We start from the raw sequence: 20,418 nt of genomic DNA, 5'->3' as shown, positions 1-20,418 counted from the left end.
AGGCGGTGAGGCTGTGCTCAGGTAAGCGGTTACTGACGGTGAGCACAGGTCCTCCTTGCCGATGGCGCGGTGGCCATCATCGGATCCGTTACCGATGCTTCCCCACCGCTGTTCCCGCCGGTGAGCGGCCTGGCGGCTTGTGAAGCCGATCACGAGCAGCGTTTCGCACTGAACGAACCCTCAGTAACCGTCCCGCCATGTGGATTGTTCCTCCCAAATCCGGGGCGGGGTGGCAGAGTTGCGGTCGTGAACAGCACCGACCTGATTATTGCGACCTAGCGCGCCGGCCCCCCTCCGCCGAGCGCGCAGACCTCCCGCATCCGCGGGGGGTCTTTTTGTTGCTCCGAGAAAGGATCCTGATGACGTTCCAGGTCTACGACACGACGTTGCGCGACGGCGCCCAGCGCGAGGGGCTCACCTACTCGGTGGTCGACAAGCTGGCGGTGGCCCGGCTGCTCGACGAGTTCGGTGTCGGCTTCATCGAGGGCGGCTGGCCGGGCGCGGTGCCGAAGGACACCGAGTTCTTCCGCCGGGCGCGTACCGAACTGGACCTGCGGCACGCCGTGCTCGTCGCGTTCGGCGCCACCCGCAAGGCAGGCGTCGCCGTCGCCGACGACCCCCAGGTGCAGGCCCTGCTCGACGCGCAGACCCCGGCGGTGGCGCTGGTCGCCAAGGCCGACAGCCGGCACGTCGAGCGCGCCCTGCGCACCACCGGCGCGGAGAACCTCGCGATGATCCACGACACCGTCAGCCACCTGGTCCGCGAGGGCCGGCGGGTCTTCGTCGACGGCGAACACTTCTTCGACGGTTACCGGCACGACCCCGCCTACGGCGCGGCGGTGGTGCAGACCGCGCTCGCCGCCGGCGCCGAGCGGATGGTGCTCTGCGACACCAACGGCGGCATGCTGCCGTCCCAGGTGACCGCCGTGATCGCCGACCTGACCGACAAGCTGGGCGTCGACGCCGGGCTGCTCGGCATGCACGCCCAGAACGACACCTCCTGCGCGGTGGCCAACACGATCGCCGCCGTGGAGGCGGGCGTCCGCCACGTCCAGGGCACCGCCAACGGGTACGGCGAACGCCCCGGGAACGCCGACATCTTCGCGGTCGTCGCCAACCTTCAACTCAAGCTGGGCCTGACCGTCCTACCGGACGGCTGCCTGGCGCAGATGGTGCGGGTCTCGCACGCCATCGCCGAGATCGCCAACATCGCCCCCGACACCCACCAGGCATACGTCGGGGCTGCCGCCTTCGCCCACAAGGCGGGGCTGCACGCGAGCGCGATCAAGGTCGACCCGTTGCTCTACAACCACGTCGACCCGTCGGTGGTGGGCAACGACATGCGGATCCTGATCACCGAGATGGCCGGCCGGGCCAGCGTCGAGCTGAAGAGTCGTGAGCTCGGCCTGGACCTGGCCGGCAGCCCGGAGGCGCTGACCCGGGTCACCAAGCGGGTCAAGGAGTTGGAGGCGGGTGGTTGGTCCTTCGAGGCAGCGGACGCCTCCTTCGAGCTGCTGGTCCGCTCCGAGTTGCCGGAAGGCGGCCCGGCTCGACCGTTCACACTGGAGTCGTACCGGGTGCTGGTCGAGCACCGCGAGGACGGCGCGGTGGTCTCCGAGGCGACCGTCAAGATCCGGGTACGCGGTGAGCGGGTGATCGCCACCGCCGAGGGCAACGGCCCGGTCAACGCCCTCGACGAGGCGCTGCGGGTGGGCTTGGCCCGGCACTACCCACAGCTGCGCGACTTCGAGTTGGCCGACTACAAGGTGCGCATCCTGGAGGGCAGCCACGGCACCGGCGCGGTGACCCGGGTGCTGCTGGAGACCGCCAACGGCGCCGGCCGGGACTGGACCACGGTGGGTGTGCACCCGAACGTGGTCGAGGCCAGCTGGCACGCCCTGGTCGACGCCCTCACCTACGGCCTGGCCCCCACCCCCGTCTAACCCACCCCGCCCGGTCGATCATGGAGTTGTGGCGGTCACAAAACGGGTTTACGTTGCTAAATCGCCCACCACGACTCCATGATCGACCAGAGTCGGGGGCGGGAGTCGGGGGCGGGGGTTAGGGGCGGGGGAGGGTGAGGGTGGCCAGGACGGGACGGTGGTCGCTGCCGGGCAGGGCGAGCACCTTCACCGCGCGGACCGCTATGCGCCTGTCGACGAGCACGTGGTCGATGGTGACCGGTGGGATGAGGTCGCCGTCGTACGGGCCCCACGTGCCGGTCAGGCCCTCCCCGGTGGCGTCGGCGGCGTCGACGTAGCCGGTGTTCAGCAGCGCCCGCAGCGGGCCGTGGTCGAGGGTGGCGTTGAAGTCCCCGGCGAGGATCTGCAAGCCACCGTCCGGGGTGGCCGGTGGTTGAGCCTTCAGGTCGGCACGCCACGCGCCGACCTGGTCCACCGCGTACGGCGCCGACGGGTGGGCCGACTCGACGCGGACCGGGGGCGCACCGGGAACGGCCACCGTGCCGTACGCCTGGGTGAAGCCCCAGCCGTTGCGGTTGTGCCGGAGCCCGACGTCGGCCAGCGGCCACCGCGAATAGAGCCCGGAGCCGGGTGTGCCGACCTCTGCGTTGAGCTGCCGATGGGGTAGCAGCCGGTCGAGGCCGAGCTGATCCAGGGCGGCCTGCGCCTGCGGTGTGAACTCCTGCACGGTCAGCACGTCCACGTCGTACCGCCGGACCATCTCGGCGAGGGTCCGCGCGTCGCCGGCGCCGGCGAGAAGGTTGGCGGTGAGCAGCCGCACCGTCGGCCCGCCCGCCGCCGGCTGCGGCGAGGCCAGCGCCCGTGGTGCGACGACGCCGAGCAGTGCCACCGCCGCCACGGCCGCGAGTGCCGCCGGCCACCAGCGCCGCAGGGCGAGCGCGAGGCCCAGGGCGAGCACGCTGAAGCCGGCGACGTACGGCGTGAAGGCGAGCGCCTGCACCAGCGGCCCGCGGTCCAGGCCGATCAGCCGGAGGGCGGCCCAGAGGGCGGGCGGGACGACCACCAGCCAACAGAGCGCCGTGCCGAGCCGAGCGCTGCGGTGCCGCCTCGACATCGGTGCGGGTGGAGCGTCGACGATCATGGCGGTGATCATAGCGGCGGCACGCCTGGCGCTATTTCATGAATGGCGCAGCGCTCACCTTTCACAATTTATTGACGGCTGATTGACAGCTCGACAAAGTGAGATCAACTATTGACTCCCGGCTTTTTCTGGTGCTACGTTCCATCTGGCTCAAGCGACGCAACTCTGAGTAGTAACACCAGCTCAGACGGGGTGTAAATCGTTGAGAAATTGACCTCACCGAGGGTAGGTGAAGCGCTTTCCTTCGCCCTGCCGCCGCCTCGCCTATTAGTGGGCAGCCATCCGTCCCGCCCCGCGGGTCGGCCGAATTCACCCGGTCACACAAGGGGGACCTGTCATGAGCTCATTCTTCCGACGTAAGGTGGCAGCGGTCACATTCGCTGTCCTGGCCCTCAGTCTCGCCGGCGGGGGCATCGCTATCGCCCAGCCGTCGGCGAAGGCGCCGCAGGAGGCGGCCCAGCCGGCGGCGCGGAGCACGAACTCCCAGCCACCGGTCAGCGCCGAGTCGGCGCGTATCGCGAAGTCCGCGCTGAAGGCGAGTGCGGCCACCCCGCTGGTGGCTACCAACGTCTTCACCGTCGTCAACTCCAACGGCACCAAGGCGCGCGGTGGCGGCACGGTGGTCAAGTACGGCGTCGGCGAGTACGAGGTGATCTTCGGCCACACTGTCTCGGCCGGTGCCTTCCTGGCCACCCTCTCCCTGTCCGGCTCCTGCTGCATCCCACCGGGCGGGGAGGTCTCGGTCGCTCCGCGGTTGCTGACACCCAACGCGGTCTTCGTGCAGACCCGCAACTCGGCCGGGGTGCCGGCCAACCTGGGCTTCACCCTGCTCACCCACACACCCTGACCGAATCGACGCCCGGCCCCCGCGCCTCGTGCGCGGGGGCCGCGTGCTGGTCGCCCGCGTACCGCCCCGGTCCGCAGCCCTCCCGCTCGTCGCCGTGCTCAGGCTTGATCGACTCGGCTTACCGGAAGTCGGGGTGTGCTGGGCAGGCGGACACCGCGGTTTCCGGAAAACCGAGTCGATCAGCCGTTCTCGCGGTGCCTTGCGCCGATCGTCACGCTTGCGTGCAATTCATCCCCATTCCGGCCACTCCGGACCGGTCCGGGCCGCACAATCCGACGTTTGCCGGGCACCTGCCCGGGAAGCAAGCACCGTGACGGACATCTCGGACACCCTGGCCAGCATGCCCAGCGCGGTCGATCCCGAACCGACCGGCGTCGAGCTGGAACAGACCCTCTTCGAGGTCAAACGCGTGATCGTCGGGCAGGATCGCCTCGTCGAACGCCTGCTCACCGCACTGATCGCCAACGGGCACTGCCTCCTGGAGGGAGTTCCCGGCGTGGCCAAGACACTGGCCGCGCAGACCCTCGCCACAGTGGTCGGTGGCACCTTCTCGCGGATCCAGTTCACTCCGGACCTGGTCCCCTCCGACATCGTCGGCACCCGGATCTACCGGGCCTCCAAGGAGACCTTCGACATCGAGCTGGGCCCGATCATGGCCAACCTGGTGCTGGCCGACGAGATCAACCGCGCCCCGGCCAAGGTCCAGTCGGCGCTGCTGGAGGCGATGGCCGAACGGCAGGTCTCGATCGGCGGACGGAGTTGGCCGGTCCCGGAGCCGTTCCTGGTCCTGGCCACCCAGAACCCGATCGAGTCCGAGGGGGTGTACCAGCTCCCGGAGGCGCAGCGCGACCGGTTCCTGATGAAGGTGGTGGTCGACTACCCGAGCGACGCCGACGAACTCGCCATCCTCTACCGGATGAGCACCGATCGACCGAGCCCGCGTCAGGTGCTCGACGCCGAACGGCTGCGGGACCTCCAGGCCCACGCCGAGAGGGTCTTCGTCCACCACGCGTTGGCCGAGTACGTGGTGCGGCTGATCCTCGCCACCCGCGACCCGGGCCGGTTCGGGCTACCGGAGATCGCCCCGCTGCTGGCGTACGGGGCCAGCCCTCGGGCCACCCTGGGCCTGGTCGCGGCCGCCCGGGCGCAGGCCCTGCTGCGCGGGCGGGAGTACGTGCTGCCCGAGGACATCCGGGAACTGGCCGTCGACGTCCTCGCCCATCGGCTGGTGCTCTCCTTCGACGCGGTCGCCGACGGGGTGTCGGCCGAGAGCGTGGTGCGCCGGCTGGTCGAGGCGGTGCCACCACCTCGGCTGGCCCACGGGCAGCCACAGCAGGCGCCGGACCTGGCGGCGGCATGAGACGAGCGCACGTCGCACCGGCCGTCGCGCCGGCTGACCCCGGCCTGGCCGAGCTGGCCCCCGACCAGCGGCTGCGTCGCCTGGAACTGACCGTCACGCGCCGACTGAACGGTCTGCTGCACGGCCAGTACCGTGGCCTCCTGCCCGGCCCGGGCAGCGAGCCCGCCGGCAGCCGCGAGTACCGGCCGGGCGAGGACGAGGTACGCCGGATGGACTGGGCGGTGACCGCTCGTACCGCCGTGCCACACGTCCGGCAGGTCGACGCTGACCGTGAACTCACCACCTGGCTGCTCGTCGACGGCAGCGCCAGCATGGAGTTCGGCACCGCCGAGTTGGACAAGCGGGAGCTTGCGGTGGCCGCCGTCGCGGCGGTCGGTTTCCTGACCGCGGGCGTCGGCAACCGCCTCGGAGCCCAGGTGTTGCGTGCCGACGGGGTGCGCCGCTTCCCGGCCCGCAGCGGACGTACCCATCTGCTTGCTCTGCTCCGCACGCTGCTCGCCGCCCCACGTGCCACCGCACCCGCCGACCGGGCGGGGCGCGGGCCCGCGGAGGGCCTGCCGGACCTGGCCGACGGACTCGACGCGTTGCACCGGATCGCCAACCGGCGAGGCCTGGTCGTGGTGGTCTCCGACTTCCTCGACGGGCTGCCCGACGACCCCGACGAGCAGGCGCCCTGGGAGCGGACGCTGCGCCGGTTGGCCGCCCGGCACCAGGTGCTGGCCATCGAGGTGACCGACCCGCGTGAGCTGGAGTTACCGGACGTCGGCCTGATCACGCTCGTCGACCCGGAGACCGGCCGCTGCCGCGAGGTGTCCACATCGGACCGCAGGCTGCGCGAGCGGTACGCCCAGGCCGCCGCCGCCCAGCGCGAGCAGGTCCAGAAGGCGTTGCGCCGCAGTGGGGCGACGCACCTGCCGCTGCGCACCGACGGGGACTGGAGCGCGGACATCGTCCGGCACGTGCACGCCCAGCGTCGGCTCGCCGCCGCGCCGGCCGGCCAACGACGGGGAGGTGTCGCGTGATCTGGGAGTCGCCGCTGCGGCTCTGGCTGCTGCTCGGTGTGCTCGCCCTGGTTGTCGCGTACCTGGTGGTGCAGCGCCGGCGAAGCCGGTACGCCGTCCGATTCACGAACCTGCGGTTGCTGGACCGGGTGGCGCCGGAGCGGCCCGCCTGGCGTCGACACGTGCCGGCCGGGCTCTTCCTGGCCATGCTGGCGCTGCTCGTGGTCGGGTTCGCCCGACCCAGCGCCGAGGTCCGGGTGCCTCGGGAACGCGCCACGGTGATGGTGGCGGTGGACGTCTCCACGTCGATGCTCGCCACCGACGTGGATCCGGACCGGTTGGCCGCCGCCAAACAGGCGGCCCGGCGCTTCGTGGAGGGCCTGCCCGACGAGTTCAACGTGGGCCTGGTGGCGTTCGCGGGCAGCGCGGCGGTGCTGGTGCCGCCGAGCACCGACCGGGACGCCCTCGACGAGGGGATCGGACGGCTCGCCGAGGGCATCACAGGTGTGCAGGGCACCGCGATCGGCGAGGCGATCAACACGTCCCTCGGTGCGGTCAAGAGCCTGGACAGTGAAGCCGCGAAGGAGCCGCCACCGGCGCGGATCATCCTGCTCTCCGACGGCGCCAACACCTCCGGAATGGACCCGATGGAGGCGGCGGCGGAGGCGGTGACGGCGGAGGTGCCGGTGCACGCCATCTCGTTCGGAACACCGTCCGGGTTTGTGGACCGCGGCGGACGACCCATCCAGGTTCCGGTCGACGGGCAGACCCTCAAGGCGGTCGCCGAGGAGACCGGCGGCATGTTCCACGAGGCCAGCACTACCGACGAGCTGCGCGCCGTCTACGACGACATCGGCAGTTCGGTCGGCTACCGCACCGAACGGCAGGACGTCTCGGCCCGGTTCATCGGTCTCGGACTGGTGTTCGCGATGGGTGCCGCCGCCGGCTCGATGCGCTGGTTCTCCCGACTGCCCTGATCGCCGCACCACCGACGTCGACCGTGAGGAGTACGTATGGCAGTGCAGACCGGACTGGGCGAACCGCGCGGTCCCTGGTTCATCTCACCGGAACTCGGCCCGGACGGGCGCGGCTGGTGGGAGCCGCCCGAGCGTGAACCGGGCGGGCGACGGTCCCGACGACTGCTCGCCGCGCTGGCCGTGGTGGCGATCTCCACAGTGTCGGGCGCCGTCGCCGGTGGCGTGGTCGCCGGACAGTACGGCGATCCCGGCGCGTCCGCCGCGTCCGCCGCCCCGGTGCCGGCCGAGCTGGTCACGGCGGCCGAACGGACCGTACCCGGGGTGGTGTCGGTGCTGGCCGGCGGCACGACTGCTGGTTCCGCGACCGGCGGATCCGTGAACGGCGCGTCCGCGACCGGCTCCGGATTCGCCGTTGACGACCAGCAGCACCTGATCACCAACGACCACATCCTGGCCAAGGGTGGCGGCGGGCCGGTGACAGTAGAACTGCCCGACGGCCGCCGCTTCGCCGCCGAGGTGGTCGGACGGGAGCCCCGCAGCGACCTGGCGGTGTTGAAGGTCCCGGCATCGGCCGGTCTGACCCCGTTGCCCCTGGCCAAACCGGGTGCGACACGGGTCGGCGAGCCGGTCCTCGCGGTGGGTTCGCCGCTCGGTCTCGCCGGGACGGTCACCGCGGGCATCGTCAGCGCCCTGGACCGTGAGGTGCGACTGGGCGACAACCGGCACACCGCCGTGCAGACCGACGCGTCCATCAACCCCGGCAACTCCGGTGGGCCCCTCGTCAACGCCCGCGGCGAGGTGGTCGGCGTGAACACCGCCATCGCCACCATCGACGGCAACGGGTCGATTGGCATCGGGTTCGCCATCCCGATCGACCAGGTGCAGCAGACCGCCGACACAATCATCGGCAAGGGCGGCTGAGCTGCCCGGACAGCCTCCAGTGTCAGATATCCGGCCCCACAGCATCGGGCCATGGAAATATTACGGTCGGTATGGATACTGGCTGAGGTGGAGCGTCCTCTTCTCGCGGTCCTCCTGCTGGTGGGCCTGTTCATCGGATGTGCAGTGGGGTCGGCGTACGCCCGGGCACGACGCGGGTGGAACGATTACCAGACCGTCAAGAAATCGGTGCCGGGCGCCCGTCGAGGCGCCTGGTTGCTGATCCGTGGTGTCGCCGTCAAGGCCGGGGTGATCGCTCTGCTTCTCTTCGGCGCGGTGGCGTACGCGGCGGTCGGCTCGGACGAGGAGACCGCCGGGCCGACGCCCGGCCAGTCCCCGACGCAGAGTGAACCTCCGCGCCGCTAGGCCGGCGCCAGCGCCGCGCCAAGATCCGCACAACTTCCCGGATGTTGCTCCCTCTGGCAGGCGGGAGGCACCAACATCCCCGATGTTGTGCGGATCTTGGGGACGGGTAACCGGCCTCGCCGTATAGCCTCAGGGCGTGGACGACGGACTGCGGGTGACCGACCGGTGGGTCGTCCCCGCCGGGGAGCTGCGGGAGCGCTTCTCCCGTTCCTCGGGGCCGGGAGGGCAGGGGGTCAACACCGCGGACTCCCGGGTCGAGCTGAGCTACGACCTGGCCAACTCGCCGGCTGTGCCCGAGTCGCTGCGGTCGCGGGCGTTGGCTCGCCTGGCCAACCGCCTGGTCGACGGGGTGTTGACGATCGCCGCCAGCGAGCACCGGGCCCAACTGGCAAACCGGGAGGCGGCCCGGGAACGGATGACCGCCCTGCTGCGGGAGGCCGCCGCGCCCCCACCGCCGGCCCGTCGAGCGACCCGCCCGTCCCGAGGGGCCAAGGAACGCCGGCTGGCCGAGAAGAAGCGCCAGTCCCAGCGCAAGCGCGACCGCCGCGCCGACAGCGACTAGGACGGCCGTTCCTCGCCGGGCTAGTCGACCGGCTCAGCCGGGACGGCGGCGAGCAGCCGGGCGCGCAGAACAGCACCGCGGTCCGCGAAGGCCCGTTGTGTCGCCGCGTACTCCGCCCGACCCTCCGGGGTCTCCACCCGCACCGGCGGGTAGCCGAGTGCCGCCAGGTCGTACGGGCTGGCCCGCATGTCCAGTGTGCGGATCTCCGTGGCCAGCTCGAACGCGTCGGCCACCAGCTCCGAACCGACCAGCGGGGACAGCTTGTACGCCCACTTGTACAGGTCCATGTTGGCGTGCAGGCATCCCGGCTGTTCGAGGGCGTGCTGCGTCTCCCGGGTCGGGGTGAGCAGGTTCAACGGGCGGGCCGGCGGTGTGAAGAACCGGAAGGCGTCGAAGTGGCTGCACCGCACACCCCGCTCCTCGACGACCGCGGCGGTCCGTTCCGGGCTCAGTCGCAGTGGCCAGGCGTTGTGCCGCAGCTCCGCCTGGGTCTGCCGGTAGACCATCGCCCACTCGTGCATCCCGAAGCAGCCGAGGTGTGGCGCCCGCCCGCTGGTGGCTGCCAACAGGGAGCGGATCCAGGTGATCGACTCGCCGCGCCGTGCGCGTACCGCATCGGTGTCGAGGGTGACCCCGGCGGCGGTGGCGCGGTAGTCCCGGCCGAACTCGGCCGGGTCGGCGTCGTGCAGCTCGACCCCGGCCCCCGGATGCCAGCGACGGAGCTGGGCCGGGCGGTGCGAGTAGTAGGTGAACAGGAAGTCGGCCACCGGATGCCGTTCACCGCGCCGGCGGCGGGCCAGGTGCGGCGTCAGCCAGACGTCCATCCGCTGCTCGTGGGTCCGCCGACGGGCCTGCCACTCCGCCGCGTCGAGCACGGCGGGGGCGAGGGCGGCGGTCACGCATCCCAGGGTACGACCGCCGCCCGCGCGCCCGGTCAGGGCATCTGCACCCGAACCCCGGCGGAGAACACTCCGCTGCGCAACTCCAACTGCTGGGGCGGGTCCCGGCCGTCAACGGTGAAGACCAGCGGAAGCACCATCCGGGTGCCCGCCGCCATCGGGTCGGCGAAGACGTCCCGACCCAGGTTGGCCGCCCGGGTGGCCGGCTCGTCGGTGCTCACCCAGCGCCCGCCGGGCAGGTACGCCCGTTGCAGCTGACCGTGCCAGGGCTGGTGGTCGCCGGTGACGTTGCGCACGCCCACGGTGGCCTGGCAGCGTCGACCGTTGGCCGGTGCCGCACCGCCGTCGGCCTTTCCGGCAGAGCCGGGCGCGCCACACGACATCCGGTACACGGTGAACTCGAACGCCGACTCCCGCAGCGGCACGCCCACCGGCCCGGCCACCCCGGTGCCCATCCACGCGCCGCTGGTCGGCTGCTTCTGCGTGTCGATCTGCGAGACCTGCCGGGTCGCCGTCCACCCGGCGGTGCCGACGACGCCGGCCAGCACCGCGACGGCGGCGCCCACCAACAACCAGACCGGTGGGGTACGCCGACGCCTCGTCGGCCCCGGGGTCGCCGGCCGCGGGTAGATCGTCCCCCGTCCACCGCCCGGCCCACCGCTGCCCGCCAGCGCAGCGGCCGTCACCCGACGCCCACGCCGACGTCGCCACACCCACACCACTGCCGCGCTGATCAGCAGCAGGACCGCCAACCCGGCGAGCAGCACCGGGTACCGCCGCCAGGGTGGTGCCTCGGTGACCTCGGCCGCCGGTGCCGCGGCCGCCTTCCAGGTGGCCGTGGCGCAGTCGTACGGCCGGGTGCCGTCGCTGGTGAACGCACAGGCCGGGGCGGTCAGTGGTTGGCCGGGTGCGGTCGCGGCGAGTGCCGTACCCAGGGTGGTGGAGCTGTGTGCCGGCAGCCTCAACCGCCAGGTCACCTCGGTGGCGGAACCCCCGGCCCGGGTGGACCGGCCGCCGCCGCTGATCGCGGTCGGTGACGAGCCGGGTGGCAGTTCCTGGCGCACAGTGGTCTCCACCGGCGCGTTGCCCACGTTGCGGACCTGGATCCGGTACCTCGGCGCCGGGCTGTTCTCCGGCGCGACCGCGACGGTGACCTGCTGCGGCGGCGCCGACGCCGGTGCCCGGGACGGTGGTGCCATCGCCGGCGGCGCCGAGGGTGGGGTGGGCTCGGTCACCCGCGCGACCATCGCGACCGGCGGTCGGGTGGCGGCCGGCCCGGGTGTCCCGGTCGTGGACGCCTCCGCCGACGGCCCTGCGACGCTCGGTCGTGGCGTCGCGGCGCCGGGCGGCGGCGCGGCCGTCGAACGCGGCGGCGCGGCCGTCGGTTGTGGCGTGGCGGCCGGTGGTCGTGGCGTGGCCGCCGCCTCCGGTGCCGCCGCCGGCAGGGCCGGCACGGCGGCGAGGATGCCGAGGCAGTGTACGAACACTGCGAGGGCTCTGTGGTGTCGTGTCGATGCAGGCATACGAACGAACCTCCGGAGCCGACGGTAGGGGCGAGCCGCCTCCGTGCGGGTACGAAGTCCGGAAGACCGCCCCGCTCACCTCCTGCTCCGATAGGGTGCCGCGCGGTGACGGGTTGAGCACACCCGGCGGCCGGTCCTGGTCGGTCGGGGTGTCGGCGGGGCTAGATTGGCTGGGTGCGTATCGCTCGTTTCGCCCATGCCAAGGGAATGTCGTTCGGTGCCGTCGAAGGCGAACCGGAGGCCGGGCCCCAGGGCCTGACCATCGCCGAGATCGAGGGCCACCCGTTCGGCAATCTCTCCTTCAGTGGGGCCCGTTGGGCCCTCTCCGACGTTCGGCTGCTCTCGCCGATCCTGCCCAGCAAGGTCGTCTGCGTCGGCCGCAACTACGCCGACCACGCCGCCGAGCTCGGCAACGACGTGCCCAAGGAGCCGCTGCTCTTCCTCAAGCCGTCCACCTCGGTGATCGGTCCCCGGGACGCCATCCGACTGCCGATCTTCTCCAAGCAGGTCGAGCACGAGGCGGAACTCGCGGTCGTGATCGGGGCGCCGGGCGCGCGCCGCGCCGACCGGGCCGCCGCCGAACGCGCGATCTTCGGCTACACCTGCGCCAACGACGTCACCGCGCGGGACCTCCAGCGCTCGGACGGGCAGTGGACCCGGGCCAAGGGCTTCGACTCGTTCTGCCCGATCGGCCCGTGGATCACCACCGGTCTGGACGTCTCCGACCTGGAGATCCGCTGTGAGGTGGGTCGCAACCCGGAGGAGATGGAGGTACGCCAGCTCGGCCGGACGAAGGACATGGTCTTCGACGTACCGGGCCTGGTGTCGTACATCTCGCACGTGATGACCCTGCTGCCCGGCGATGTCGTTCTCACCGGCACTCCGGCCGGGGTTAGCCCGCTCGTCGAGGGGGATACGGTCACCGTGCGGATCGAGGGCATCGGCGAGCTCACCAACCCGGTGGTCCCCGTCGCCTGATTCGTCTGATGCCCCTGTTTCCGCAGCTCACGGGCGGTACGGGGGGATCGGATTTGGCCTGTCGGCACCGGGAGGGTAAAGTTCACTCCCGGCGCCGCAAGGGGCCAATGGGGTATGGGGTAATTGGCAGCCCGACTGATTCTGGTTCAGTTAGTCTAGGTTCGAGTCCTGGTACCCCAGCGCTGCTGGAATTCGTAAGAATTTCAGACGCTGGATTCTGACGGAGTTCGACTCCGCCCCTCCGGGGGCGGAGAGGTGGTCTCCGGCAGAGTGCAGCTCCTCCGCCCGCGTAGGGTGGGGGAGCGAAAGTTGTTCTGGCCCCGTCGTCTAGTGGCCCAGGACGCCGCCCTCTCAAGGCGGTAGCGCCGGTTCGAATCCGGTCGGGGCTACAACGAAAAGGCTCGTCTCGCTGTCGCGAGGCGAGCCTTTCCCGTACCCCGCCCCCGCACCCTCCCGCTCCCGCGCTCCCGGTGATCAAGAGCTTTGCGTCACCGCTGCCGGCGTGTCGTGACGCAAACCTCTTGATCACCGGAGGGGGCGGGGGTCCCTCCGCCGCGAGGCAGCAACATCGGGGATGTTGCGGCCTCCCGCGCGTCAGAGGCAGCAACATCGGGGATGTTGCGCGGATCTTGGTGCGGTGCGGTGCGGTGCGGTGCGGTGCGGTGCGGGGTTAGAGGCCGGACAGGCGTTGGCCTGCTCTTACTACGGCCATGGCGTGGCGTTCGCCGGGGCGGCGGCCCAGGCGTTCGATCGGGCCGGAGATGCTGACCGAGGCGATCACACGGCCGGTACGGTCGCGGATCGGGGCGGAGACGCTCGCCACACCGGCCTCCCGTTCGGCGACGCTCTGCGCCCAGCCGCGGCGGCGTACCTCGGCGAGGGTTCGGCCGGTGAACTTGCTGCGCGGCAGCAACGGCATCACCGCCTCCGGCGGCTCCCAGGCGAGCAGGATCTGGGCGGCGGAGCCGGCCGTCATCGGCAGCACCGAGCCGACCGGAACCGTGTCCCGCAGGCCGCTGGCCCGCTCCGCCGCCGCCACGCAGATCCGTTCGTCCGCGCGGCGCAGGTAGAGCTGGGCGCTCTCACCGGTGGCGTCGCGCAGCGCGGCGAGCAGCGGCTCGGCGGCGGTCAGCAGGACGTCCGGCGCCGCGTTGGCCAGCTCGCCCAGCCGGGGGCCCGGTCGCCATCGGCCCTGGGTGTCCCGGACCAGCATCCGGTGGATCTCCAGGGCCTGCGCCAGCCGGTGTGCGGTGGCTCGGGGCAGCTTGGTGCGTTCAACGAGTTCGGCCAGGCTGGCGCCGTCGACGCAGGCGGCCAGGATGACCACCGCCTTGTCGAGAACGCCGACACCGCTCATACTGTGTCCCACAAGCCGAAACTTACCTCCCAGAATTTAGGATGTCCAGATGGTGGGAGTCACTCCTGAGCCGAGGACCCTGGCCGAGAAGGTCTGGGACGCGCACGTCGTACGGTCCGCCGCTGGTGAGCCGGACCTGCTCTTCATCGACCTGCACCTGCTGCACGAGGTGACCAGCCCGCAGGCGTTCGACGGGCTGCGGCTCGCCGGGCGCCGGGTGCGTCGTACTGACCTGACCCTCGCGACCGAGGACCACAACACCCCGACCGGGTACGCCGACCCGGCGTTCCGCCTCCGCCGTGGTGACCTGCTCACCATCGCGGACCCCACGTCGCGTACGCAGATCGAGACGCTGCGCCGTAACTGCGCCGAGTTCGGGGTGCGGCTGCACCCGCTCGGTGACGACAACCAGGGCATCGTGCACGTGATCGGCCCGCAGCTCGGTGTCACCCAGCCGGGCATGACGATCGTCTGCGGCGACTCGCACACCGCCACCCACGGCGCGTTCGGCGCGCTCGCCTTCGGCATCGGCACCAGCGAGGTGGAGCACGTGCTGGCCACCCAGACGCTGCCGCAGAGCCGGCCGAAGACGATGGCCGTGAACGTCACCGGCCGCCTCGCCCCCGGCGTCACCGCCAAGGACCTGGTGCTCGCGCTGATCACCCAGGTCGGCACCGGTGGGGGGCGCGGGCACATCGTCGAGTACCGCGGCGAGGCGATCCAGGCCCTCTCCATGGAGGGGCGGATGACCATCGCCAACATGTCCATCGAGTGGGGCGCCAAGGCCGGCATGATCGCGCCGGACGAGACGACCTTCGCGTACCTCAAGGGTCGCCCGAACGCGCCCCAGGGCGCGGACTGGGACGCGGCGCTGGCGTGGTGGCGGACGCTGCCCACCGATGAGGGCGCGCGCTTCGACGCCGAGGTGACCCTGGACGCCAGCCGGGTCACGCCGTTCGTCACCTGGGGCACCAACCCCGGGCAGGGCGCGCCGCTGAGCGCGCCGGTGCCGGACCCGGAGGAGTTCCTCACCGACTCGGAGCGTGCCGCCGCGCGCCGCGCCCTGGAGTACATGGACCTGCGTCCCGGCACGCCGCTTCGGGAACTGCCGATCGACGTGGTGTTCGTCGGCTCCTGCACCAACGGGCGTCTGGAGGACCTGCGGGCCGCCGCCGACGTGCTTCGTGGTCACCGGGTCGCCGACGGCGTGCGGATGCTCGTGGTGCCCGGTTCCGCCGCCGTGCGGGAGGCCGCCGAGGCCGAGGGGCTGGACAAGGTCTTCGCCGACGCCGGGGCGGAGTGGCGGTTCGCCGGCTGCTCCATGTGTCTGGGGATGAACCCGGACACGTTGAAGCCGGGCGAGCGTTCCGCCTCCACCTCGAACCGCAACTTCGAGGGCCGTCAGGGCCGGGGTGGGCGTACCCACCTGGTTTCCCCGCCGGTCGCCGCCGCCACCGCCGTGGCCGGCCGGCTGGCCGCCCCCGCCGACCTGTAGAAGGGACCGAGGAGATGGACAAGTTCACCACCCACACCGGCACCGCCGTGCCGCTGCGCCGGTCCAACGTGGATACCGACCAGATCATCCCCGCCGTGTACCTCAAGCGGGTGACCCGGACGGGCTTCGCCGACGGGCTGTTCAGCGCCTGGCGGGAAGACCCGGCATTCGTGCTCAACGATCAAAGCTATTCCGGGGCGTCGATCCTCATCGCCGGCCCGGAGTTCGGCACCGGCTCCTCCCGGGAACACGCCGTGTGGGCACTGCGGGACTGGGGCTTCCGCGCGGTGGTGGCTCCGCGCTTCGGCGACATCTTCCGGGGCAACGCCCTCAAGGAGGGCCTGTTGCCGGTCGAGTTGGAATTGAAAGCCGTCGAAGAGTTGTGGGATCTGGTCGAGTCGGACCCGACCACTCCGGTGACCGTCGACCTGACCGCCCGGCAGCTCCGGGCGGGGGAGTCCAGCTGGTCGTTCCCGCTGGACGACTTCAGCCGGTGGCGCTTGCTGGAGGGTCTCGATGACATTGGACTAACCCTCCGGCACGCCGCCGACATCGACTCGTACGAGGCGCGCCGACTGCCGTTCCTGCCCTCCGTGGCATAGCCGTACGCCCGCTCACACAGCGAATTTCACCCCCATCGGTCCAACCGGTGGGGGTGAATCCGTTGCGACACAAGGGCTTTTTTCTACCGAATGTTTGTGTCTAGGCAGCACAGGGCATAACGTGCGCGCAGAATGGCTCGCGTCGAGTCAGTTGCACAATCGGGAGGAAGTCGTGAACAAGGCCGAGCTCATCGAGGCGCGGCCTCGGTCGGCACCGCCTCGGCGGGTCGGGCCAGTGTCGGCTCCGCGTCGGTGGGTGGCCGTGCCGCAGTCGCGCGGGCGAGCGTCTCACCGGTCTCCGGTGGGCCCGGCGGCCCTGGTGGCCCCACCGGTCCGGGTCGAGGTGGCCGTGGCGCCGGTGATTCGAGCGCGGGACGGTCGAAGAAGCGCAAGCGGATGAACCTGCTGATCGCCGCGTTCGCGGCCTTCATCATGCTCGCCGGCGTCGGCGTGGTCGGCTTCACCTACTACTCGACCAACGTGGTCATGCCCGACGAGTTGCCGTTGCCGCTGTCCACCACCGTCTACGCCAAGGACGGCAAGACCGCGTTGGCCAAGCTGGGCAGCGAGAACCGCACCTTCGTCACCATCAACCAGATCCCGCAGCACGTGCAGGACGCGGTGGCGGCAGCCGAGGACCGCAACTTCTACCGGCACTCGGGCGTCGACTACAAGGGCATCGTCCGGGCGGGATGGAACAACATCTCCGGCGGCGACAAGCAGGGTGCCTCGACGATCACCCAGCAGTACGCCCGTAACGCGTTCGAGAACCTCCAGGACGACACGTACGGCCGGAAGGTGAAGGAGGCCATCCTCGCCTCCAAGCTGAACGACGCGTACAGCAAGCCGGAGATCATGCAGCACTACCTCAACGTGATCTACTTCGGTCGCGGTGCCTACGGCATCGAAGCCGCGGCGCAGACCTACTTCGGCAAGTCCGCAAAGGACCTCAGCGTGGGCGAGGGCGCGGTGCTCGCGGCGGTCATCAAGCAGCCGGTGGCGAGCGACACGCACCGAGGCTTCGACCCGGCGGTCAACCCGACCGACGCCAAGGCGCGGTGGGACTACGTGATCGGCGGCATGAAGAAGGAACGCTGGGTGGACGCCCCCGACCGGCCCGCGTCGCCCACCGAGTACCCCAAGGTGCTGCCGCCGAAGAAGGGCGGCAACGGGTTCGGTGTCGACAGCCCGCGAGGCAACGTCATCAACTACGTCCGCCAGGAGATGGACGCGATGGGCCTTTGCTCCGACTCCGGCGCGGAGGGCAAGACGAGCTGCGTGGACGCGCTGCGCGACGGCGGCTACCGGATCACCACCACCATCGACCCGAAGCTGCAGACCGCCGCGGAGAACACCGCGATGCAGTCGAAGAAGGGCTCCGAGCTCAACGACCAGCCGAAGAACCTGATGGCGGCAATGGTGTCGATCGACCCGAAGAAGGGTCGGGTGCTCGCCTACTACGGCGGTGACAGCGGTGCCGACTTCGACTACGCCGGCAAGAACATCGACAAGAACGGTGACCTGACCGGCGGACACCAGCCGGGCTCGTCGATGAAGGTGTACACCCTGGCAGCGGCCATCGAGGCCGGCATCTCGGTCAAGTCGCACTGGGATCCCACGCCGTACAAGCCGGAGGGCTCCTCGGTCGCGATCGGTAACGCCGGCCGCACCAACCTCAAGTGCGGCAAGTGGTGCACCCTCGAAGAGTCGACGGTCCAGTCGTACAACGTGCCGTTCTACTGGGTCGCCGACACGATCGGCGCCGGCAAGGTGGTCGACATGGCCCGCAAGGCCGGCGTCACCACCATGTGGGGCGTCGACCCGCCGCAGGCCTTCGACCTGTCGAAGAAGGGCCCCACCCCGTTCGACAACTACACCGCCTTCGGCAAGTACCCGATCACCGTGTTCGACCACGCCAACGCGATGGCCACGTTTGCCAACGACGGCAAGTACATCAAGGCCCACTTCGTGCTGAAGGTCGAGCAGCAGGAGAAGGACTCCGGTAAGTGGAAGGTGGTCGGCAGCGAGCGCATCAAGCCTGAGCAGCGGATCCCCAAGAAGATCACCGACGAGGTCACCGGCGTCCTGAAGCAGATCCCCGGGGCCGGGTCGAACAACCTCTCGCTGGAGAGCGGTCGCCAGTCCGCCGCCAAGACCGGCACCTGGGAGTACGACAAGGACGACAACTCGCACGCCTGGACGGTCGGCTACACCCCGCAGAACGCCACTGCGGTGTGGGTGGGCAGTCGGGACCCGAAGAAGCCGGAGATCCGGCTCGCCAACGGCAAGGACATCGGTGGTTCGACGCTTCCCGGCCCGATCTGGGAAAAATTCATGAACACCGCCCTGAGGGGCCAGGAGGAGATCCCCCTGCCCAGCGTCACCGGCGAGGGTGACGTCACCAAGGGCAACGGCAAGGAGGCGCCACCGCCACCGCCGCCGACGGTCCCGGGCGGGCCGCCGTGTGACCCGCTCACCGATCCGTTCTGCCCGCGCGGCGGTACCCCGGGAGGCAACCCCGGCGGCAATCCGGGAGGCAACCCCGGCGGTAACCCAGGTGGTAATCCTGGTGGACCCGGGGGCGGTGGCGGCGGCGGTGGAGTGCTGCCCGGCCTACCACCGAACCGGGACTGACCCGTACCCTCTGCACACCGCCGCCGGCCGGACGACAAGTCCCGGCCGGCGGCGGTGTTTTCGTACCCGGGATCTCCGCGTTGGGACGGGACGGGCACCCCCGTTGTACGGCAGGATGCCTCTTCATGAGCACCCAGTCGACGCCCGGCATCGACGACGCCGGTACCACCGACCACCCGTCGCGCTCCGACGGATTCGTCCGCGGCTTGTCCAGCGCGATCGGCGGGCCGTTGGGCGACCACGCGACAGCGCTGGACCGACCGGCCGGCCAGGAACGTCGTTTCTGGACCGCCGTCCGGATCGTGCTGGCGCTGACATGCCTCACGCTCGCGCTGCACTGGGTGCAGAAGTCGCCCTGTCAGGACGGCGCGTGGCAGAACAACGTCCAGTACACGCGCTTCTGCTACACCGACGTCCTGGCCCTCTACTACGCCGAAGGGCTCAACGAGGGCAAGGTTCCCTACCGCGACCACCCGGTCGAGTACCCGGTGCTGACCGGCTACTTCATGGGGGCGCTGGGCCTGCCCGTGCACGCCGTCGGTGACGGCGACCCGAGCATCAACCAGGGCCAGTGGTTCTACAACCTCAACGCTCTGGTGTTGGGCGCACTCGCGGTGGCCACAGTGGCGGTGATCCTGGCCCTTCGTCGCCGACGACCCTGGGACGCCGCGTTGTTCGCGCTCGCCCCGGCACTGGTGCTCACCGCCACCGTCAACTGGGACCTGCTCGCCATCGGGCTGGCCGCCTTCGGCCTGCTGGCCTGGGCCCGGAAACGGCCAGCGGTGGCAGGGGTGCTGCTCGGGCTCGCCGGCGCGGCGAAACTGTGGCCGCTGTTCCTCCTCGGGCCGATCCTCGTTCTGGCGCTGCGCGCCGACCGGATCCGCGCCGCGCTCGTCGCCACAGGTACGGCGATCGCCGCCGTGGTGCTGGTGAACCTGCCGGCCGCCCGCGCGTACCCGGAGAACTGGGACCGTTTCTTCGAGTTGAACACCACCCGGCCCATCGACTGGGGAACGCTCTGGTACATCGGGCGGTACCTGGACGGCAAGGTCGGCAACGACCCGGCTCAGCTCGGCCCGTTCGAGTGGCTGAACGCCAACATCCCCACGCTCAACACCGTCTCGTACGCGCTGTTCGGGCTGGCCTGCCTCGGTGTCGCCGTGCTGGCGCTGCGCGCGCCGCGCCGACCGCGGCTGGCGCAGCTTGCGTTCCTGGTGGTCGCGGCGTTCCTCATCTTCAGCAAGGTCTGGTCCCAGCAGTTCGTGCTGTGGCTGCTGCCGCTGGTGGTGCTCGCCCGTCCGAAGTGGGGGGCCTTCCTGGCCTGGCAGATCGCCGAGGTCTGCTACTTCGTCGCCTTCTACGGGGAACTGCTCGGGGCAGCGACCAGTCGCCCGGTCTTCCCGGAGGGGGTGTTCGTGCTGGCCTCGACGCTCCGGCTGGCCACCGTGGTGGTGCTCTGCGTGCTGGTCGTCAAGGAGATCCTGCACCCCGAGCGGGACGTGGTGCGGGCGAACTACCCGGACGACCCCGACGGCGGCGTGCTCGACGGCGCACCGGACGCCCCCTGGCTGGACCGCTGGCGCCTACCTACGAAAAGCGAACCCTCTCCGGAACCGGTCAGCACCTGACCCGCAACGTCGAACGCGGCCCGAACCACGTCAGGTTTTCGGGGAAGCCCGCCCGGCGCAGGGATCAAGCCTGACCGCCCGGAGCCGGGTGGCCGAACGCACGGGCCGCCAACAAGGAACGCGTCCGCCTGCACGAGCGGGACCGCGAATGGCTCGCCGCCTCGCCGTTCTGCCTGGTGGCCACGGC

16 protein-coding genes, 2 tRNA genes and 2 pseudogenes are annotated in these 20,418 nt (G+C 70.9%); 16 read left to right on the top strand and 4 right to left on the bottom strand.

Annotated features, from left to right (window positions below):
• Window positions 1–359 precede the first annotated feature (359 nt).
• Window positions 360–1,943 (top strand): citramalate synthase, encoded by a 1,584-nt coding sequence (gene cimA / locus ACWCO3_RS13825; RefSeq protein ID WP_358076064.1) that lies wholly within the window; start codon window positions 360–362, stop codon window positions 1,941–1,943.
• Window positions 1,944–2,061: 118 nt separating this feature from the next.
• Here the strand turns inward: cimA and ACWCO3_RS13820 are convergent, their stop codons facing one another.
• A complete protein-coding gene (locus tag ACWCO3_RS13820) occupies window positions 2,062–3,036 on the bottom strand; it encodes an endonuclease/exonuclease/phosphatase family protein (protein ID WP_450010160.1) in 975 nt (324 codons plus the stop codon).
• Window positions 3,037–3,400: 364 nt separating this feature from the next.
• Here ACWCO3_RS13820 and ACWCO3_RS13815 point away from each other — a divergent pair, with 364 nt between their 5' ends.
• From ACWCO3_RS13815 to arfB, 7 genes are all read left to right on the top strand, one after another.
• On the top strand, window positions 3,401–3,910 hold the full coding sequence (locus tag ACWCO3_RS13815; RefSeq protein WP_145785140.1) for a hypothetical protein: 510 nt from the start codon (window positions 3,401–3,403) through the stop codon (window positions 3,908–3,910).
• A 310-nt stretch (window positions 3,911–4,220) separates the two neighbouring features.
• Window positions 4,221–5,270: an AAA family ATPase gene (locus ACWCO3_RS13810; RefSeq protein WP_450010158.1), complete on the top strand. Its 1,050-nt coding sequence runs from the start codon at window positions 4,221–4,223 to the stop codon at window positions 5,268–5,270.
• Window positions 5,267–6,292, top strand: coding sequence for a DUF58 domain-containing protein (locus ACWCO3_RS13805; protein WP_354890052.1), 1,026 nt, complete (start codon window positions 5,267–5,269; stop codon window positions 6,290–6,292). Before ACWCO3_RS13810 ends, ACWCO3_RS13805 begins: the two co-directional genes overlap by 4 nt.
• Entirely contained in the window at window positions 6,289–7,248 is a 960-nt protein-coding gene (locus ACWCO3_RS13800) for a VWA domain-containing protein (protein WP_145785137.1), read from the top strand. Before ACWCO3_RS13805 ends, ACWCO3_RS13800 begins: the two co-directional genes overlap by 4 nt.
• Window positions 7,249–7,284: 36 nt before the next feature.
• Window positions 7,285–8,169 (top strand): S1C family serine protease, encoded by an 885-nt coding sequence (locus ACWCO3_RS13795; RefSeq protein ID WP_145785136.1) that lies wholly within the window; start codon window positions 7,285–7,287, stop codon window positions 8,167–8,169.
• Between the two features lie 87 nt (window positions 8,170–8,256).
• On the top strand, window positions 8,257–8,553 hold the full coding sequence (locus ACWCO3_RS13790) for a hypothetical protein (protein WP_355024108.1): 297 nt from the start codon (window positions 8,257–8,259) through the stop codon (window positions 8,551–8,553).
• A gap of 136 nt (window positions 8,554–8,689) precedes the next feature.
• Window positions 8,690–9,115 (top strand): alternative ribosome rescue aminoacyl-tRNA hydrolase ArfB, encoded by a 426-nt coding sequence (gene arfB, locus ACWCO3_RS13785; protein WP_145785134.1) that lies wholly within the window; start codon window positions 8,690–8,692, stop codon window positions 9,113–9,115.
• 20 nt (window positions 9,116–9,135) lie between these two features.
• On the opposite strand, the gene ACWCO3_RS13780 is transcribed toward arfB, so the two are convergent.
• Entirely contained in the window at window positions 9,136–10,014 is an 879-nt protein-coding gene (locus tag ACWCO3_RS13780; protein ID WP_357933532.1) for a 3-methyladenine DNA glycosylase, read from the bottom strand.
• 35 nt (window positions 10,015–10,049) lie between these two features.
• The gene (locus ACWCO3_RS13775; RefSeq protein WP_358167684.1) at window positions 10,050–11,537 is read right to left on the bottom strand and encodes a hypothetical protein; all 1,488 of its coding nucleotides are present in this window, start codon (window positions 11,535–11,537) and stop codon (window positions 10,050–10,052) included.
• A 174-nt stretch (window positions 11,538–11,711) separates the two neighbouring features.
• Here ACWCO3_RS13775 and ACWCO3_RS13770 point away from each other — a divergent pair, with 174 nt between their 5' ends.
• The 3 genes from ACWCO3_RS13770 to ACWCO3_RS13760 all read left to right on the top strand — a co-directional run bounded on the left by ACWCO3_RS13770 (window position 11,712) and on the right by ACWCO3_RS13760 (window position 12,904).
• A complete protein-coding gene (locus ACWCO3_RS13770) occupies window positions 11,712–12,515 on the top strand; it encodes a fumarylacetoacetate hydrolase family protein (protein ID WP_145785131.1) in 804 nt (267 codons plus the stop codon).
• 108 nt (window positions 12,516–12,623) lie between these two features.
• A tRNA-Gln gene (locus ACWCO3_RS13765) sits at window positions 12,624–12,695 on the top strand.
• Window positions 12,696–12,831: 136 nt separating this feature from the next.
• Window positions 12,832–12,904: transfer RNA gene (locus ACWCO3_RS13760), tRNA-Glu, on the top strand.
• Between the two features lie 281 nt (window positions 12,905–13,185).
• Here the strand turns inward: ACWCO3_RS13760 and ACWCO3_RS13755 are convergent.
• Window positions 13,186–13,872 (bottom strand): IclR family transcriptional regulator, encoded by a 687-nt coding sequence (locus ACWCO3_RS13755; protein WP_007456408.1) that lies wholly within the window; start codon window positions 13,870–13,872, stop codon window positions 13,186–13,188.
• Between the two features lie 49 nt (window positions 13,873–13,921).
• Here ACWCO3_RS13755 and leuC point away from each other — a divergent pair, with 49 nt between their 5' ends.
• From leuC to ACWCO3_RS13730, 5 genes and pseudogenes are all read left to right on the top strand, one after another.
• Window positions 13,922–15,367, top strand: a complete 1,446-nt coding sequence (gene leuC / locus ACWCO3_RS13750; RefSeq protein ID WP_145785130.1) for a 3-isopropylmalate dehydratase large subunit — start codon at window positions 13,922–13,924, stop codon at window positions 15,365–15,367.
• Between the two features lie 14 nt (window positions 15,368–15,381).
• Entirely contained in the window at window positions 15,382–15,969 is a 588-nt protein-coding gene (gene leuD / locus ACWCO3_RS13745) for a 3-isopropylmalate dehydratase small subunit (protein ID WP_145785129.1), read from the top strand.
• Window positions 15,970–16,131: 162 nt separating this feature from the next.
• A pseudogene (locus ACWCO3_RS13740) lies at window positions 16,132–18,603 on the top strand (transglycosylase domain-containing protein); the annotation flags it as partial.
• A gap of 125 nt (window positions 18,604–18,728) precedes the next feature.
• A complete protein-coding gene (locus tag ACWCO3_RS13735) occupies window positions 18,729–20,231 on the top strand; it encodes a glycosyltransferase family 87 protein (protein ID WP_145778351.1) in 1,503 nt (500 codons plus the stop codon).
• An 86-nt stretch (window positions 20,232–20,317) separates the two neighbouring features.
• Window positions 20,318–20,418 (top strand): annotated as a pseudogene (locus ACWCO3_RS13730) (pyridoxamine 5'-phosphate oxidase family protein); the annotation flags it as partial.

It is taken from the genome of Micromonospora sp. NPDC002411, from assembly GCF_053592955.1.
This window is presented reverse-complemented; position numbering and strand designations above follow the sequence as displayed.